Source organism: Pseudomonas quebecensis, assembly GCF_026410085.1.
Lineage (GTDB): Bacteria > Pseudomonadota > Gammaproteobacteria > Pseudomonadales > Pseudomonadaceae > Aquipseudomonas > Aquipseudomonas quebecensis.
The window spans coordinates 2,926,698-2,943,250 of the sequence record NZ_CP112866.1 but is presented as its reverse complement, the minus strand read 5'-3'; the positions used below and the strand labels follow the sequence as shown (position 1 = coordinate 2,943,250).

The following is a 16,553-nucleotide window of genomic DNA, read 5'->3' as shown; positions in this document are numbered from 1 at the left end:
CTCAATGCTCCCGGCTGGCAAAGTCGATGCGCGGATCGACCAGGGTGTAGGTGAGGTCACCGATCAGTTTCACGATCAGCCCCAGCAGGGTGAAAATAAACAGCGTGCCGAATACCACCGGGTAATCGCGGTTGATCGCCGCTTCGAAACTCATCAGGCCCAGGCCGTCCAGGGAGAAAATCACTTCCACCAGCAACGAGCCGGTGAAGAAAATCCCGATGAACGCCGAGGGGAAACCGGCGATCACCAGCAGCATCGCGTTACGAAACACATGGCCATACAGCACGCGGTGGTTGGTCAGGCCCTTGGCCTTGGCGGTGATCACGTACTGCTTGTTGATCTCGTCGAGAAAGCTGTTTTTGGTGAGCAGGGTCATGGTGGCAAAGTTACCGATCACCAGCGCCGTGATCGGCAATGCAAGGTGCCAGAAATAATCGAGGATCTTGCCGCCCCAGCTCAACTCGTCGAAGTTGTTGGAGGTAAGGCCACGCAGCGGGAACCAGTCGAAATAGCTGCCGCCGGCGAACACCACGATCAGCAGGATCGCAAACAGGAACGCCGGGATCGCATAGCCGACGATGATCGCCGAGCTGGTCCACACGTCGAAATGGCTGCCGTGCCGCGTGGCCTTGGCGATCCCCAGTGGGATCGATACCAGGTACATGATCAGCGTGCTCCATAGCCCGAGGGAGATGGACACCGGCATTTTTTCCTTGATCAGGTCGATGACCTTGGCGTCCCGGAAGAAGCTGTCGCCGAAATCCAGGCGCGCGTAGTTCTTGATCATGATCCACAAGCGTTCCGGCGCCGACTTGTCGAAACCGTACATCTTCTCGATTTCCTTGATCAGCGCCGGGTCCAGACCCTGGGCGCCACGGTAACTGGAGCCGGCTACCGCAACCTCGGCGCCGCCGCCGGCGATCCGGCTGGTGGCGCCCTCAAAGCCTTCGAGCTTGGCGATCATCTGCTCCACCGGGCCTCCGGGGGCGGCCTGGATGATGACGAAGTTGATCAGCAGGATCCCGAACAGCGTCGGGATAATCAACAACAGGCGGCGAATGATATAGGCCAGCATTCAATTGCCTCCGCTCGCCGCTTCGGCGTTCGTCTGGGGGGCCGATGGCACGGCGGGGGGTACGTTGGGCTTGCTCCACCAGGTGGACACGCCAACATCGTACAGCGGCGACACTTTGGGATGACCGAGGTGGTTCCAATAGGCCACGCGGAACGTCTTGATGTGCCAGTTTGGAATCACGTAGTAGCCAAATTGCAGCACTCGGTCCAGTGCCCTGGCGTGAGCGATCAGGCTGTCGCGGGAGTCGGAATCGATCAGCGCCTCCACCAATTCGTCGACCGCCGGGTCTTTGAGGCCCATGTAATTGCGGCTGCCCGGCTTGTCGGCACTGGTGGATTTCCAGAACTCGCGCTGCTCGTTACCTGGCGACGAGGATTGCGGAAAACTGCCCACCAGCATGTCGAAGTCCCGCGAACGCAGGCGGGTGACGAACTGCGACACGTCCACTCGGCGAATCACCAGGTCGATACCCAGGTCGGCCAGGTTGCGCTTGAACGGCAGCAGGATGCGTTCGAACTCGGTCTGGGCCAACAGGAATTCGATGGTCACCGGTTTGCCGGTGGTGTCGACCATCTTGTCGTCGACGATTTTCCAGCCGGCCTCCTGCAAGAGTTGGTAGGCCTCGCGCTGCTGGGCGCGAATCATCCCGCTGCCGTCGGTTCTGGCCGGTTCGAACGCTTCGGTAAACACCTGCGGCGGGATTTTATCGCGCAGCGGTTCGAGAATTTTCAATTCGTCGGGGCCGGGCAGGCCGGTGGCAGCCATGTCGGAGTTTTCGAAATAGCTGCGGGTGCGCGTGTAGGCGCCGTTGAACAGCTGCTTGTTGCTCCATTCAAAGTCCAGCAGCAGGCTGATGGCCTTGCGCACTCGCACATCCTGGAACATCGGCTTGCGCGTGTTGAACACGAAGCCCTGCATGCCGGTGGGGTTGCCGTTGGGGATTTCTTCCTTGATCAGGCGGCCTTGCGCCACGGCGGGCACGTTGTAGGCGTTGGCCCAGTTCTTCGCGCTGAACTCCGACCAATAGTCGAATTGCCCGGCCTTGAGCGCCTCCAGGGCCACCGTCGCATCGCGGTAATAGTCGGTGACGCGTTGGTCGAAGTTGTACAGGCCTTTGTTGATCGGCAGGTCTTTACCCCAGTAGTCCTTGACGCGCTCATAGCGTACCGAGCGTCCGGCGTTGACCTCCGCCACTTTGTAGGGGCCGCTGCCGAGGGGGAACTCCAGGTTGCCTTTGTTGAAGTCCCGCGTGGCCCACCAGTGCTTGGGCAATACCGGCAACTGGCCGAGGATCAGTGGCAGTTCGCGGTTATTGGTGCGCTTGAACTTGAACAGTACCCGCAGCGGGTCCTCGGCGATCACTTCGTCGACATCGGCATAGTAAGTGCGGTAGAGCGGGGTGCCGTCCTTGATCAAGGTCTGGAAACTGAACACCACGTCGTCGGCGCGCATGGGGTGGCCGTCGTGGAAACGTGCCTCGGGGCGCAGGTAGAAGCGCACCCAGCTGTTGTCCGGGGCCTTTTCGATTTTGCCGGCCACCAGGCCGTACTCAGTGAAGGGCTCGTCCAGGCTCTGGGTAGCCAGGGTGTCGTAGATCAGCCCGATATTGTCGGCGGGCACGCCTTTGCTGATAAACGGGTTGAAACTGTCAAAACCGGACAGGCTCGATTCGCGGAACGTGCCGCCCTTGGGGGCGTCGGGGTTGACGTAATCGGTGTGCTTGAAGTCCGCCGGGTATTTTGGCGGCTCGTTGTACAGAGTCAGCGCATGTTGCGGCGCGGCATGGGCTGCGGTGCACAGCAACAGGCTGGCGAGTGCAGTACGCAAGTACATCATTGGGCTTTCTCCGAAGCTTTCAGCCACCACGCGCTCAGGCCCAGGCTGTAGGGCGGCGTGGTGACAAAGGCGAACCGGTTGCGGTAGGCCAGGCGATGATAGTTGAGGTACCAGTTGGGAATGCTGTAGTGCTGCCACAGCAGCACCCGGTCCAGGGCGCGGCCGGCGGCCAATTGTTCGTCGCGGGTCTGCGCCGCCAGCAGTTGTTCCAGCAGGTGGTCGACCACAGGGTTGGCGATGCCGGCGTAGTTCTTGCTGCCCTTGATCGCGGCCTGGCTGGAGTGGAAGTACTGCCACTGTTCCAGGCCGGGGCTCAAGGTCTGGTTGAGGGTGATGAGGATCATGTCGAAGTCGAACTGATCCAGGCGCTGCTTATACTGGGCGCGGTCGACGGTACGCAGGTGCGCATCGACGCCGATGCTGATCAGGTTCTCGATATAAGGTTGCAGAATCCGTTCCAGGTTCGGGTTGACCAGCAGAATCTCGAAACGCAGCGGCTGCCCCTCCTTGTTGAGCAGGCGTTGGCCGGACAGTTTCCAGCCGGCCTCGCCCAGCAACGCCAGGGCACGCCGCAAGGTCTCGCGGGGGATGCCGCGCCCGTCGGTCTGGGGCAGGCTGAAGGGCTGAGTAAACAGACTGGCTGGCAACTGTTCGCGGTAGGGCGAGAGCATCAGCCATTCATGACCCACCGGCACGCCAGTCGCTGCGAACTCGCTGTTGGGGTAGTAGCTCAAGGTGCGTTTGTAGGCGCCGCTGAACAGGGTGCGGTTGGTCCACTCGAAGTCGAACATCATCCCCAGGGCTTCACGTACCTTGACCTGGCTGAAGGTCGGGCGTCGTGTGTTCATGAACAGACCCTGGCTCTGGGTCGGGATCTGGTGGGCGATCTGCGCCTTGATCACATCGCCGCGGTTGACCGCCGGGAAGGTGTAGCCATTGGACCAGTTCTTGGCCTGGTGCTCGATATAGATGTCGAACTCGCCGGCCTTGAACGCTTCGAAGGCGACATCGCTGTCGCGGTAGAACTCCACGTCGACCTTGTCATAGTTGTAGAAGCCCCGGTTAACCGGCAGGTCCTTGCCCCAGTAATCCTTGACCCGTTCGAACACCAGTTGCCGGCCCGGCGTAACCTTGCTGATACGGTACGGTCCGCTGCCCAGCGGGGGTTCGAAGGTGGTGGCCTTGAAGTCGCGGTTCTTCCAGTAATGCTGCGGCAACACCGGCAGCTCGCCCAGGCGCAGGATCAGCAGCGGGTTGCCCGCGCGCTTGAACACAAAGCGGATTCGGTGAGGGTTGAGCACATCCACCCGCGCAACTTCCTGCAGATTAGTGCGGTATTGCGGATGGCCCTCGGTGAGCAGGGTGCGATAGGAAAACGCCACGTCATCGGCGGTGATCGGCTTGCCGTCATGGAAACGTGCTTCCGGGCGCAGATTGAACACCACCCAGCTGCGGTCCTCGCTGTACTCCACCGATTGCGCAATCAGGCCATAGCTGGAGGTGGGTTCATCGCCGGACGGCGCGTATTGGCCGGTGCCGACCATCAACGGCTCGTTGAGCTCATTGATACCGTATTGCGAGAAATTGGGCGTGGAAACCGGGCTTGAGCCCTTGAACGTGTAGGGATTGAGCGTATCGAAGGTGCCAAACCCCATCACCCGCAGGGTGCCGCCTTTGGGCGCCGCAGGGTTTACCCAGTCGAAGTGGGTGAATTTGGCCGGGTACTTGAGCGTGCCGAACTGCGCGTAACCGTGGCTTTCGGTAATCGTCGCGTTGGCAGCAAAGCTCAAGGCCAGACTTATTAGTAGAAGGAGGGGACGCTTCAAGTCAGAGATCCGATCCAGGCGGCTTGGGCTTTATGATCGGTACAGTAACAGCTTGTTCCGGTTGGAAAAAGACAGTCGCAAACACTGGAGAGCAATGTGGGAGGGGGCTTGCCCCCGATGTTGGTGTGTCAGCCAGTGAATCCGGTGACTGGCACACTGCCATCGGGGGCAAGCCCCCTCCCACATGGGTTCTGCGGCGTTCTTCAGGCGTTAGCGGGGCCCGGAAACGACCAGCATCTGGCCTGGCTTCAGCGCCTGGCCGGTGCGTGGGTTCCAGCGCTTGAGATGTTGCATCTCGACGTTGAAGCGCTTGGCGACGATGTACAGAGAGTCGCCTTTCTTGACCTTGTACTGCACCGGCTTTTTGCTGTCGGCCTTGGCCACCACCTTGCGCGTGTCCTGCATCACCAGGGTCTGGCCGACTTTGAGCGCCTGACCGTTGAGCTGGTTCCAGCGCTGCAGGTCATGCACGTCGACCTTGTTGGCCTTGGCGATCAGCGTCAGGTTGTCGCCGCTGCGGACCTTGTAGCTGCGGGTACGCCCGGCCACACGTGCGGTTTCAACTTCGTCGAATACCTGCTTTTTCGGGCGCATCGCCAGCAATTCTTCAGGCTTCATCGTCGACAGGGTGCTGGTGAGCAGTTGTGCCTTGGAACTTGGCACCAACAGATGCTGCGGGCCGTCGAGGGTGGTGCGTTGCTTGAGTGCCGGGTTGAGCTGGAACAGTTCGTCTTCGTCGATTTCAGCCAGGGCGGCGACCCGGGACAGGTCCATGCTCTGCTTGACTTCCACCACTTCGAAATACGGTGTGTTGGCAATCGGGTTCAGGTTGACGCCATACGCCTCGGGCGCCAGTACCACTTGGGACAGTGCCAGGAACTTGGGCACGTAGTCCTTGGTTTCCTGGGGCAGGGGCAGGTTCCAGTAGTCCGTAGGCAGGCCGAGCTTCTCGTTGCGCTCGATGGCCCGGCTGACGGTGCCTTCGCCGGCGTTGTAGGCGGCCAGGGCCAGCAGCCAGTCGCCGTTGAACATGTCGTGCAGGCGGGTCAGGTAGTCCAGGGCAGCGGTGGTGGAGGCGGTGATGTCCCGGCGTCCATCGTAGGCGCGGGTCTGGCGCAGGTTGAAGTAGCGCCCGGTGGAGGGGATGAACTGCCACAGGCCGACCGCATCGCTGCGCGAGTAGGCCATCGGGTTGTAGGCACTTTCGATCACCGGCAGCAGCGCCAGCTCCAGCGGCATGTTGCGTTCTTCAAGACGTTCGACGATGTAATGAATGTAGAGGCTGCCGCGTTCGCCGGCGTTTTCGAGAAAGGAGGGGTTGCTGGCGAACCACAGGCGCTGTTGCTCGATGCGCGGGTTGACGCCCAGGCCTTCCTGCAATTGAAAGCCCCGGCGCATGCGTTCCCACACGTCCTGGGGCACTTCGGGGCTGGGTTTCTCGGAGAGCCAGATCGGTTTTTGCTTGATCTTGGCGGCAAGGTTGGGTTTGGGTTGCACGGTGGATTGTGCGGCGTAATTCGTCGATTGGCAGCCCGCCAATGTGGCGGACACAGCCACCGCCACAGCTTGAGCCAGGCGGGTCAATGCGTCTGAATGGTTGGATTTACGAATAGATGACGACATTGGCTGGAAGTAAGTTCCGGGCAAAAATGTCGGGCGATTCTAGAAAGCACTTGGGTTGCGGTCAACCATTCAGAAATTGCGTATCAGATTGCATCGACTTAGAACTTATCTTTCCATGCCCTCAGGCTGGCAAATACCTCGGCCCCAGAGCGGTTGTCGCGTCCGTTCCGTTCGTCCGCTTTTTGTTTAACGGATGTTTCAGCGGTGCGCAGAAACGGATTGGTGCGCTTTTCCAGGGCCAGGTTGGACGGCAGCGTCATCTCGCCGCGGGCGCGCCGTTGGCGGACCTCTTCCACCCGTTCGGCAATGTCGGCGTTGTGCGGCTCTACCGCCTGGGCGAATGTGAGATTGCTTTGGGTGTATTCGTGGGTGCAATACACCTGCGTGTCATCGGGCAGGGCGGCCAGGCGTTGCAGCGAGGCGTGCATCTGCTCGGGCGTGCCTTCGAACAGGCGGCCGCAGCCGGCGGCAAACAGGGTATCGCCGCAGAACAGCATACCCCGATGGTAGTAGGCGATATGGCCGAGCGTGTGGCCGGGTAAGGTGTATACATCGAAATCCAGGCCCAGCGCGGTGATGCGGGTATTGTCCTTGAGGGCGACGTCCCGGCCTGGGATGGTTTCGTCCGCCGGCCCGTAGACCTTGGCGTTCGTTGCACTTTTCAACTGCTCGACACCGCCGACATGGTCGTGGTGGTGATGCGTGATGAGAATGTCGCTGAGGCTCCATTCCGGGTTTTGCCTGAGCCAAGCCAGCACCGGCGCGGCATCGCCGGGATCGACCACGGCGCAACGCTGGGTATCCGGGTCTTGTAACAACCAGATGTAGTTATCGGTGAAGGCGGGCAGGGCACTGATCTGTATCATTCTTCGATTCGCCAAGCTGAACACATTGGTGCATCTTAGAACGTCCAGGCGAGTTGGAGAATGCAATGACTGATAAAGCGTTCGCCCAGGCCGATCCCGAGTGGCTGGCCTTGATCGGTGCGGCCCGCGAATGGTTGTCCGGGCCGATCGGGCAATTTCTGCTGGACGAAGAGCGGCGCATGCTCGAAGACGAGCTGGGCCGGTTCTTCGGTGGTTACCTGGTGCATTACGGGCCGTCGGCCCAGACGCCGCCCGCCGCGCCGCAAGTGCAGTGCAATGTGCGCCTGGGCGCACCGTTGCCCGGGGTGGAGATCGTGTGCGAGGAGCAGGCGTGGCCGTTGAGCGAGCACGCTGCCGATGTGGTGGTGCTGCAGCACGGCCTGGATTTCTGCCTGTCGCCCCATGGTCTGCTGCGTGAAGCGGCCAGCAGCGTGCGCCCGGGTGGCCATTTGCTGATTGTCGGGATCAACCCCTGGAGCAGTTGGGGCCTGCGCCATGTATTCGCCCACGACGGCCTGCGCCAGGCGCGCTGCATCGCGCCGTCGCGAGTGGGGGACTGGCTGAACCTGCTGGGCTTTGCGCTGGAGAAACGCCGCTTCGGGTGCTATCGTCCGCCGCTTGCCTCGGCCAAGTGGCAGACGCGCCTGGCGGGTTGGGAGCGCAGGGCGGGTGCCTGGCAACTGTCGGGCGGCGGCTTCTATCTATTGGTGGCGCGCAAGATCGCCGTCGGGTTGCGACCGGTACGCCAGGCGCGCCGCGAACCCATCGGCAAGCTGGTGCCGATGCCGATGGCCAAGGTCAACCGCAAGCAAAGCCAAGCGTAAAACTTCTTTTGATTTCAGACCGAGCAACCGATGACCGATAGCGTAGAACTCTTCACCGATGGCGCCTGCAAAGGCAACCCGGGGCCTGGCGGCTGGGGCGCCTTGCTGGTGTGCAAGGGCGTCGAGAAGGAATTGTGGGGCGGCGAAGCCAACACCACCAACAATCGCATGGAGCTGATGGGCGCAATACGCGGCCTGGAAGAGCTCAAGCGCCGTTGCAACGTACTGCTGGTGACCGACTCGCAATACGTGATGAAGGGCATCAACGAGTGGATGGTCAACTGGAAGAAGCGCGGCTGGAAAACGGCGGCCAAGGAACCGGTTAAAAACGCCGACCTGTGGCAATTGCTCGATGAGCAATGCAATCGCCATGACATCACTTGGAAGTGGGTGCGCGGTCACATCGGCCACCCTGGCAACGAACGCGCCGATCAATTGGCCAACCGTGGCGTCGACGAAGTGCGCGGCTACAAGCAGGGCTGATGCCGGGCGACGTGTTAAGATCGCGCGCTTTGAACTACACCACACCGTTGAGAGCTGAACCCTGATGGCCATCCGATCCGTTGTACTCGATACCGAAACCACCGGCATGCCGGTGACCGATGGTCACCGGATCATTGAAATCGGCTGCGTCGAACTCATGGGTCGCCGCCTCACCGGCCGTCACTTCCACGTGTACCTGCAACCGGACCGTGACAGCGATGAAGGCGCAATTGCCGTTCACGGTATTACCGACGAATTTCTCAAGGGCAAGCCGCGTTTCGCCGAAGTGGCCGATGAGTTCTTCGAGTTCATCAACGGCGCCCAACTGATCATCCACAACGCGGCGTTCGACGTCGGCTTCATCAACAACGAATTCGCCCTGATGGGGCAGACCGACCGCGCTGATATCTCCAGGCACTGCTCGATCCTCGACACCCTGATGATGGCGCGCGAGCGTCACCCGGGCCAGCGCAACAGCCTCGATGCCTTGTGCAAACGCTATGGCGTCGACAACTCCGGCCGTGAACTCCACGGTGCCTTGCTTGACTCCGAGATTCTCGCCGACGTTTACCTGACCATGACCGGCGGGCAGACCAGCCTGTCCCTGGCCGGTAATGCGTCCGATGGCGCCGGCTCGGCCGAAGGCTCGGGCAATCGCGCTTCGGAAATCCGCCGCCTGCCGGCCGACCGCAGACCCACGACCATTATCCGCGCCAGCGAGCAGGACCTGGCCGAGCATGCGGCACGGCTGGAAGCGATTGCCAAGTCGGCGGGTGCGCCCGCGTTGTGGACCCAGCTGACCCAACAGTAATGCGGGAGGGGCTCGCTCCCTTCCACTGTTGATCGCCCTGGCCGCCAAAATCTTCATTCGCCACATCCGCTCCCAGCTTCTACCCTTGAGTGCATAGCCCTCAGGACTACAAGCCCTCATGTACAAAGACCTGAAGTTCCCCATCCTTATCGTGCACCGCGACATCAAGGCCGACACCGTTGCCGGTGACCGGGTCAGGGGAATCGCCCAGGAGTTGGAACAGGAGGGCTTCAGTATTTTCTCCGCCGTGGACTACGCCGAAGGCCGGCTGGTGGCGTCTACCCATCACGGCCTGGCGTGCATGCTGATCGCCGCCGAGGGTGCCGGAGAAAACACTCACCTGCTGCAAAATATGGTGGAACTGATCCGCCTGGCACGGCTGCGCGCGCCGAACCTGCCGATCTTCGCCCTGGGCGAGCAGGTCACCCTGGAGAACGCCCCGGCCGATGCCATGAGCGAACTCAACCAACTGCGCGGCATTCTTTACCTGTTCGAAGACACCGTGCCGTTCCTGGCCCGCCAGGTGGCCCGCGCGGCGCGCACGTACCTGGATGGCCTGTTGCCGCCGTTCTTCAAGGCCCTGGTACAACACACCGCCGATTCCAACTATTCCTGGCACACCCCTGGTCATGGCGGCGGCGTGGCTTATCGTAAAAGCCCGGTCGGGCAAGCGTTCCATCAATTTTTCGGGGAAAACACCCTGCGCTCGGACCTGTCGGTCTCGGTACCCGAACTGGGCTCGCTGCTCGACCATACCGGCCCGCTGGCCGAAGCCGAGGCCCGCGCCGCGCGCAATTTTGGCGCCGACCATACCTTTTTTGTGATCAGCGGCACCTCCACCGCCAACAAGATCGTCTGGCATTCCATGGTCGGTCGCGATGACCTGGTCCTGGTGGATCGCAACTGCCACAAGTCAGTGTTGCATTCGATCATCATGACCGGCGCCATCCCGTTGTACCTGTGCCCGGAACGCAATGAGCTGGGGATCATCGGCCCGATTCCACTCAGCGAGTTCAGCCCCGAGTCGATCCGCGCCAAGATCGATGCCAGCCCGTTGACCCGTGGCAGACCCGCCAAGGTGAAGCTGGCGGTGGTCACCAATTCCACCTACGACGGCCTGTGCTACAACGCTGAGCTGATCAAACAACAACTGGGCAGCAGCGTCGAGGTGCTGCATTTTGACGAAGCCTGGTACGCCTATGCGGCGTTTCACGAGTTTTTCGCCGGGCGTTATGGCATGGGCACCTCTCGCACCAAAGACAGCCCCCTGGTGTTCAGTACCCATTCAACCCACAAGCTGCTGGCGGCGTTCAGCCAGGCATCGATGATCCACGTGCAGGACGGTGGTGCCCGGCAACTGGACCGTGACCGTTTCAATGAAGCGTTCATGATGCATATCTCCACCTCGCCGCAATACAGCATTATCGCCTCGCTGGACGTCGCCTCGGCCATGATGGAAGGCCCTGCCGGTCGCTCGCTGCTGCAGGAAATGTTCGACGAAGCCCTGAGCTTTCGTCGCGCCCTGGCCAACCTGCGCCAGCATCTGCCTGCAGAAGACTGGTGGTTTTCCATCTGGCAGCCGCCGTCGGTGGCCGGCATCGACCGTGTTGCCACGGCGGATTGGCTGCTGCACCCGCAGGATGACTGGCATGGGTTTGGCGACGTGGCCGAAGACTACGTACTGCTTGACCCGATCAAAGTCACCCTGGTCATGCCCGGCCTCTCGGCCGGTGGTGCGTTGAGCGACTGCGGGATTCCCGCCGCGGTGGTCAGCAAGTTCCTTTGGGAGCGTGGGCTGGTGGTGGAGAAGACCGGGCTGTATTCCTTTCTTGTGCTGTTTTCCATGGGCATCACCAAAGGCAAATGGAGTACCTTGCTCACCGAGCTTTTGGAGTTCAAGCGCAACTACGACGCCAATGTCAGCCTGGCCAGTTGCCTGCCCTCGGTATTTGCCCAGGGGCCGGTGCGTTATCAGGGCCTGGGGTTGCGCGACCTCTGCAATCAACTGCACAGTTGCTACCGCAGCAACGCCACGGCCAGGCACCTCAAGCGCATGTACACGGTGTTGCCGGAAATCGCCATGAAACCGGCCGACGCCTACGACCAATTGGTACGGGGCGAAGTCGAGGCCGTTTCCATCGATGCCTTGCCAGGGCGCGTTGCAGCCGTGATGCTGGTGCCTTATCCGCCGGGCATTCCGTTGATCATGCCGGGCGAGCGTTTCACCGAGTCGACGCGTTCTATCATCGACTACCTGGCTTTTGCTCGAACATTCGATAGCAGCTTCCCAGGTTTTGTCGCGGATGTTCACGGGTTACAACACGAAGACGACGGCAGTGGTCGTTGTTACACCGTCGATTGCATCAAGGGTTAAGGATGGTTATGCAAGCTGTAATGAACCCGAAGTACCCAGGGCTCAGTGTGCGGGTCGCCGACGCAGGTTTTGATGCGTATGTGTGGGGCAATGACTTCAGTTTCGAGGTCAGCGCCTACGGCATACCGGAGATGGGCAAACGCGTGGACCAATGGTCGGTGGAGCGCATCCTGCCGTATCGCAAGTGCTACGGCATCGACCCGGAAGAGTTCGCCAGTTTCCGCGATGCTCCCGACAGTGCAATTTTCATGGCCTATCTGGACGACGAGCCGGTAGGGCACATTGTAGTGAGCACCAATTGGAACGGCTTTGCCCATGTCGACGAGCTGGCGGTGGCCTTGCATGCGCGTCGACACGGGGTGGCCAAGGCGCTGCTGGATGTCGCGCAGTTCTGGAGCCGCAAGAAAAGCCTGCCAGGCATGATGCTCGAAACCCAGAACAACAACCTCGGCGCCTGCCGCCTGTATGAACGCTGCGGTTATGTCATGGGTGGAATCGACCACCTGCGCTATCGCGGCATCGATCCGCAGACCCGCGAAGTGGCGATTTTCTGGTACCGGTTGTTCAAGACCGAACGGGACGCGAGCTGAGCCCGCTCTCGTCTTCAAGCCCCGGAGCAGTCACGAATCGATCCATGAATGCGCTCCACCGACCTTGATCTGCAGCTGCTCACGGAACGTCAGGTAGTGTTGCCTGGCCGCTTGTATGCGCTGTGGAAGCCCTTCAGGCGCGCTGATGCCTTTGCTCGCGTAGTACTCAAGGATGTGGTTTTCCAGGTCGAACACCTTGCCCGGTTGAAGCCGGCCATTGATCTGCTGGGTCTCCTTGTTCACGCCATCGAAACCAATGTCATAAATGTCGGGACGTCGGGACTTCAGTACGTCGTCAAACAGCGTGGGGCCGACAGTTTCAAAAATCCTGCCTTCATATGCCAGAAACTCCGGGGTGTAGTCGACGGTACCGCTGGCGTTCCGGGTGGTGGTCGGGCGGCTGGTCTCGAAGTAGGTTTTGTTCAGGGTAAAGCGGCGATTCATCTCGGCGATCATTTCAGCGATGACCGGGTTGTCCGCTTGGGTGGCGAAGTTGCTGGTATTGAAGAACGGTCGGTAGTGGCTCAGCTTATGGGTCACCGGCCGGCTGACCATCACGTCCGAGTCTCCGGCAGTCAGGCCCGGTAGGCCCACCGCACCCTGGATCAGGTCATCGGTGTCCAGGTAGATTCCACCGTAGGTATTCATCATCGGATAGCGCGCTACGTCGGACGCGGCGGCGAGGTTCTTGCCTTGGCCGCGACGGAAATACGCATACATGTCGGTGTTTTGCAGAGATTGAAAAAAGCCCTCTTCCTGCAGGTTTACCACGGTGAGCCCCGGCGCATCCGCAGCCAACCGGCGCTTGATCGCCTGAAACTGCGCCGGGGTGTCGGCATCGACGTGCACAAGGCTGCTGAAGCCAGGCATCTTCTCGGCGTTTTTGGCCATGTTGCTCACCATTGCCGCAGGTATATCGCCACCGGCCCAGAAATAGTGGATCTGTCGGGGAATGGCTCTGACGTTTTTCGGCGCCTCCAATACCGCCGGCGACGGCGCGTCGATAAACCTGAAACTATGGGCATCCAGCTGCCTGGCCTGTTTCATTTTGGCGAGCGTTCCCAGTTGCCACTTGTTCTTTGCGCTTCGCCAGAAATACAAGGGTGTTTTGCCGTCCGTATCGACGCCTCCGCGCCAGGCGCCGACCTGGCCGTCGAAGCTGACGATATGATTGATGCCGTTGTAGTTGAGGGTGTACGGATTGGCAGAATTGGTGCGTATTTTTATGTCGTCTATCGGGACGATTTAGGTGTTCTGGTCAAGCTTCCATTTGGGCAACGTGTCCGGCTGCCCGCCGAGTAGGCGCTGGGCGGTGACCGAGGGTTCCCAGCCCGCGCCGCCCAAATCCCGGACGGCAATCGAGGCGCTGCCTGCGGTGGGATGCAGGATCACGCGCTGGCCGTCCTCGAGCCTGGATTGATAGAGCCTGCCGTCGATTTTTACGTACTCTTTATTGCCGGGGCCGGCGTAGACGTTGGCCTGCAGGCCCTTGACCCGCAGCCCCGCGGGCTCGACCCTGACCTCGTAGTCCAACAGTGACGGCGATTGAAGGACTCTGACGTCTGCGCCAGTCGCCGCGACAGCGGGTTGAAAGCGCTCCAGCGGCGCGCCATAGGGCAACCCCTTGACTGCGTCGTAGGCATGCCACTGACCCTTGCGGAACACCGCTGCGCCTCCCAGGTGCAGATCGCCCGCCCGGTAGCTGCCTACGGCCGCCAGGCCATGCTGCGTGCCGGCCGCCTTGAGCATGTCGTAGCTGCCGCTGGCACCCCTGAGTGCATGGATAGCCTGCCGTCCGACGCTGGCGCCGCTGCGCACCAGCGCCCCCGTACGCCTGAGCAGGTCGCCCGTGCCACTCAACGGGTTGAGCGCCTCGGCCGCGACCGTGCCCAGGAAGCGCGCCGCTTTTGTCGCGCCGGCCACGCTTGTCACACCTTTGGCAAACGCCTTGCCCGCTTGGCCGGCCTTGCCGATTCCCAGGGTGACCAGGCCGATCGCATCCAGGCCAAGGTCAAGCAGGCCATCGGCAACATGGCCGTGCATGAAATTGACCGTGGCCGACCTGAGTGGGATCAGGTTAAGTAGGAATTCGCCGACGGCGTCATCGCCGGCGGCGCTCAGGTCGTAGGAGTTCATGCCTCTGGCATGGTGGAGCAGGTCGTCGTTATGCAGGTCCAGGGAACGTGCGAACACCTTGGCGATGTAGTCGGTGCGCGCCGAGTCAAATACCTGTGGCGTGTCCGAAGCGGCGATCGCCTCTCTGGCGTGTTCGGTGTGTTCATCCTCGAACGGCTTGAAGGCCACGGTTTTATACAAAGTGCTGGCGTGTCTGGTTTCCAGCCCGGCGTAGGGCGGCGAGTACCTTGTCGCCAGGTAATTATGTTGGGTAATCGTGCCGGCGCGCGTGTCAATGCGATACACATTGACCTGGCCATTGCGCGTGGTTTTTACATCGAGGGTATGCCCTCGTTTGCTCAGGGTCTTGGTCGAGAAGTCCAGGCCTATCTTGTATTCGTGGGTATGAAAGAACTCGAGTGCGCCGTACTCGAGGTTTTGTCGATCCTGCGGCGGCAGTGTCGAGATCAGGTATCGGGTCAGGCCCGCGTGGCCTTGTTCCAGGGTGGCGATGGCCTGCCTGTAACGCTCGGTGAACGCATCGGCTACGGTCAGCTTGCCGCTGGCGGACTTGTCGCAGAACGCCTGGATGGGAATCCGCGGGTCGTTGGTGACCCAGTGTTCTGCCTTGTCGTGCACGACCGTGTCGCCCTGCATCACGATGTCCAGCATCGAGTGCTCGCCGGGGAAGCGAGCTGGCCGGCCTTCGCGCAAGCTGGCCTTGACGAGGCTTTGGGCCTTGAAAACGCTGTCGGCGACCCCGGGAAACTGCGCCCTGAGCAGCTCCAGCGCCATCGCTTCGCGCTCTGGAACAGGCGTTGCAAGGGCGATGGCCGTGGCCTGCAGATGCTCCTGCCTGGTGATAAAGCGTTGTCGGATTTGCGCGTCCGTGGGCGGCGGGTCGGTATTCAACAGGCCGTTGACCGCCGCCCAATCATTCAGCGCGTCGCGTTGAATGCGTTGGATGAGCGCCGCATCGACATCGACGGACTCGGCGGCGGCCAGCACTTCGCTGTAACTCATCGTGAGCACGCGCCCTGGCGACTGCGCTTCCAGCCTGGCCGCCGCGATTGTCAGTTGGGTCCAGGGGATACTGCCGTAAGTCACGCTCGGCGGGATGTCCTTGACCAGGTGCTGTGGGGCGACGCGGGCCAGCAATACGCGGGCCGCCAGGTCGGCCGCTGCCGCCGTCGTGCGCCCGTGCACCACCAGGTGCCGGCTCAAGCGTTCGATCACCTCGACGGCGGGTTTGCCCCAATGCTGGCGTTGCCCAAGGTCAAAACCGGCGACGCTGTTGCGCGCCGGGGTGCCGAGGGATTCGGGGTCCAGGCTCAGTTGGATGGCCGCCAGCAGGTAATCGTTGACGCTGGCAGGCGTCGCAATGCCACCCAACCTGGATTGAATGACCTTGCCCAGCGCCTGCGCCCTCGCCGAGCCCAGCAGCGCCTCGGTTGCGTTGCTGGTTTTCTTCAAGTCAATGTTCGCCAGGTCGCTGTCTGCCAGCAGATAACCCAGCACCCCTTTATTGCGCGCGGCCAATGGCAATCCGGGCAGGGTTGAGCCGGGTTCATCGAGCAGGTCGATGATGGTTTGCCGATCGTGCGTGTTCAGGGGCAACGGCCATGACAGCGCGCCGCTGAAGTTGCCCAGGGGATGGGTCTGCGCGTGTCGGGTCGCGAGCTGATACAGCGCGAGCAGGTCGTCCATGCGGGTCGGGACGGGTAAACCGCTGCCGTTGAGGTAGGTGCGAAGGTCGACGACGCTGCGGGCGGGGGGCAGAGGGTGTTGTTGGTAGTAATCCGAGTCTTCACACACCGACAGGGTACGGCCGCTCAGCAACTGCTCGACATCGCGGTGTCGATCTCCCTGGCCGGTGTCGACGGCTTCCTTCAACAGCCCGCGCAGCACCGTCGCCAGTGCCTGCCAGTTGCAGCGTTCGGCAAAGGCTTTTTTCAGCGCGGCCGGATTGTCCAGTTCGTCAGCAGGCGACGTGTCCGTCGCACTCCCGAGCGCTTGCGGACGGGGGCCTGGACGATGCTCAGGGTGGGGCAGGGCCAATTGAGAAAGAGGGAGAGTGGCAGGTTGAATGGCGTTCACGAGAAACCGTCCCTGGGTAGTCGAATGTCGCCT

12 protein-coding genes are annotated in these 16,553 nt (G+C 61.4%); 5 read left to right on the top strand and 7 right to left on the bottom strand.

Features of this window, described 5'->3' with window-relative positions; genetic code table 11:
• Position 1 precedes the first annotated feature (1 nt).
• From OSC50_RS13720 to gloB, 5 genes are all read right to left on the bottom strand, one after another.
• Positions 2 to 1,075 carry a microcin C ABC transporter permease YejB gene (locus tag OSC50_RS13720; protein ID WP_181077181.1) on the bottom strand — a complete coding sequence of 358 codons (1,074 nt, stop codon included), beginning with the start codon at positions 1,073 to 1,075 and terminating at the stop codon, positions 2 to 4.
• On the bottom strand, positions 1,076 to 2,911 hold the full coding sequence (locus tag OSC50_RS13715; RefSeq protein WP_253506920.1) for an extracellular solute-binding protein: 1,836 nt from the start codon (positions 2,909 to 2,911) through the stop codon (positions 1,076 to 1,078). It lies immediately after the preceding gene.
• Positions 2,908 to 4,737 carry an extracellular solute-binding protein gene (locus tag OSC50_RS13710; RefSeq protein WP_181077184.1) on the bottom strand — a complete coding sequence of 610 codons (1,830 nt, stop codon included), beginning with the start codon at positions 4,735 to 4,737 and terminating at the stop codon, positions 2,908 to 2,910. Before OSC50_RS13710 ends, OSC50_RS13715 begins: the two co-directional genes overlap by 4 nt.
• A 210-nt stretch (positions 4,738 to 4,947) precedes the next feature.
• The gene (locus OSC50_RS13705; protein WP_266248986.1) at positions 4,948 to 6,360 is read right to left on the bottom strand and encodes a lytic transglycosylase domain-containing protein; all 1,413 of its coding nucleotides are present in this window, start codon (positions 6,358 to 6,360) and stop codon (positions 4,948 to 4,950) included.
• 98 nt (positions 6,361 to 6,458) lie between these two features.
• The gene (gene gloB, locus OSC50_RS13700) at positions 6,459 to 7,226 is read right to left on the bottom strand and encodes a hydroxyacylglutathione hydrolase (RefSeq protein WP_266248988.1); all 768 of its coding nucleotides are present in this window, start codon (positions 7,224 to 7,226) and stop codon (positions 6,459 to 6,461) included.
• A gap of 65 nt (positions 7,227 to 7,291) precedes the next feature.
• On the opposite strand from gloB, the gene OSC50_RS13695 reads away from it, so the two are divergent.
• The 5 genes from OSC50_RS13695 to OSC50_RS13675 all read left to right on the top strand — a co-directional run bounded on the left by OSC50_RS13695 (position 7,292) and on the right by OSC50_RS13675 (position 12,308).
• Positions 7,292 to 8,050: a class I SAM-dependent methyltransferase gene (locus tag OSC50_RS13695; protein WP_266248990.1), complete on the top strand. Its 759-nt coding sequence runs from the start codon at positions 7,292 to 7,294 to the stop codon at positions 8,048 to 8,050.
• 30 nt (positions 8,051 to 8,080) lie between these two features.
• A complete protein-coding gene (gene rnhA / locus OSC50_RS13690) occupies positions 8,081 to 8,533 on the top strand; it encodes a ribonuclease HI (RefSeq protein WP_034097030.1) in 453 nt (150 codons plus the stop codon).
• 70 nt (positions 8,534 to 8,603) lie between these two features.
• Complete coding sequence (gene dnaQ / locus OSC50_RS13685) at positions 8,604 to 9,344, top strand: DNA polymerase III subunit epsilon (RefSeq protein WP_253511825.1); 741 nt, start codon at positions 8,604 to 8,606, stop codon at positions 9,342 to 9,344.
• Between the two features lie 118 nt (positions 9,345 to 9,462).
• A complete protein-coding gene (locus OSC50_RS13680) occupies positions 9,463 to 11,718 on the top strand; it encodes an Orn/Lys/Arg family decarboxylase (protein ID WP_266248992.1) in 2,256 nt (751 codons plus the stop codon).
• A gap of 20 nt (positions 11,719 to 11,738) precedes the next feature.
• Positions 11,739 to 12,308 (top strand): GNAT family N-acetyltransferase, encoded by a 570-nt coding sequence (locus OSC50_RS13675; protein WP_181077351.1) that lies wholly within the window; start codon positions 11,739 to 11,741, stop codon positions 12,306 to 12,308.
• Positions 12,309 to 12,338: 30 nt separating this feature from the next.
• Here the strand turns inward: OSC50_RS13675 and OSC50_RS13670 are convergent, their stop codons facing one another.
• Both OSC50_RS13670 and OSC50_RS13665 read right to left on the bottom strand, forming a co-directional pair.
• Positions 12,339 to 13,355, bottom strand: coding sequence for a glycosyltransferase (locus tag OSC50_RS13670; protein ID WP_266248994.1), 1,017 nt, complete (start codon positions 13,353 to 13,355; stop codon positions 12,339 to 12,341).
• 198 nt (positions 13,356 to 13,553) lie between these two features.
• A complete protein-coding gene (locus OSC50_RS13665) occupies positions 13,554 to 16,520 on the bottom strand; it encodes a hypothetical protein (protein WP_266248996.1) in 2,967 nt (988 codons plus the stop codon).
• Positions 16,521 to 16,553: the final 33 nt, after the last annotated feature.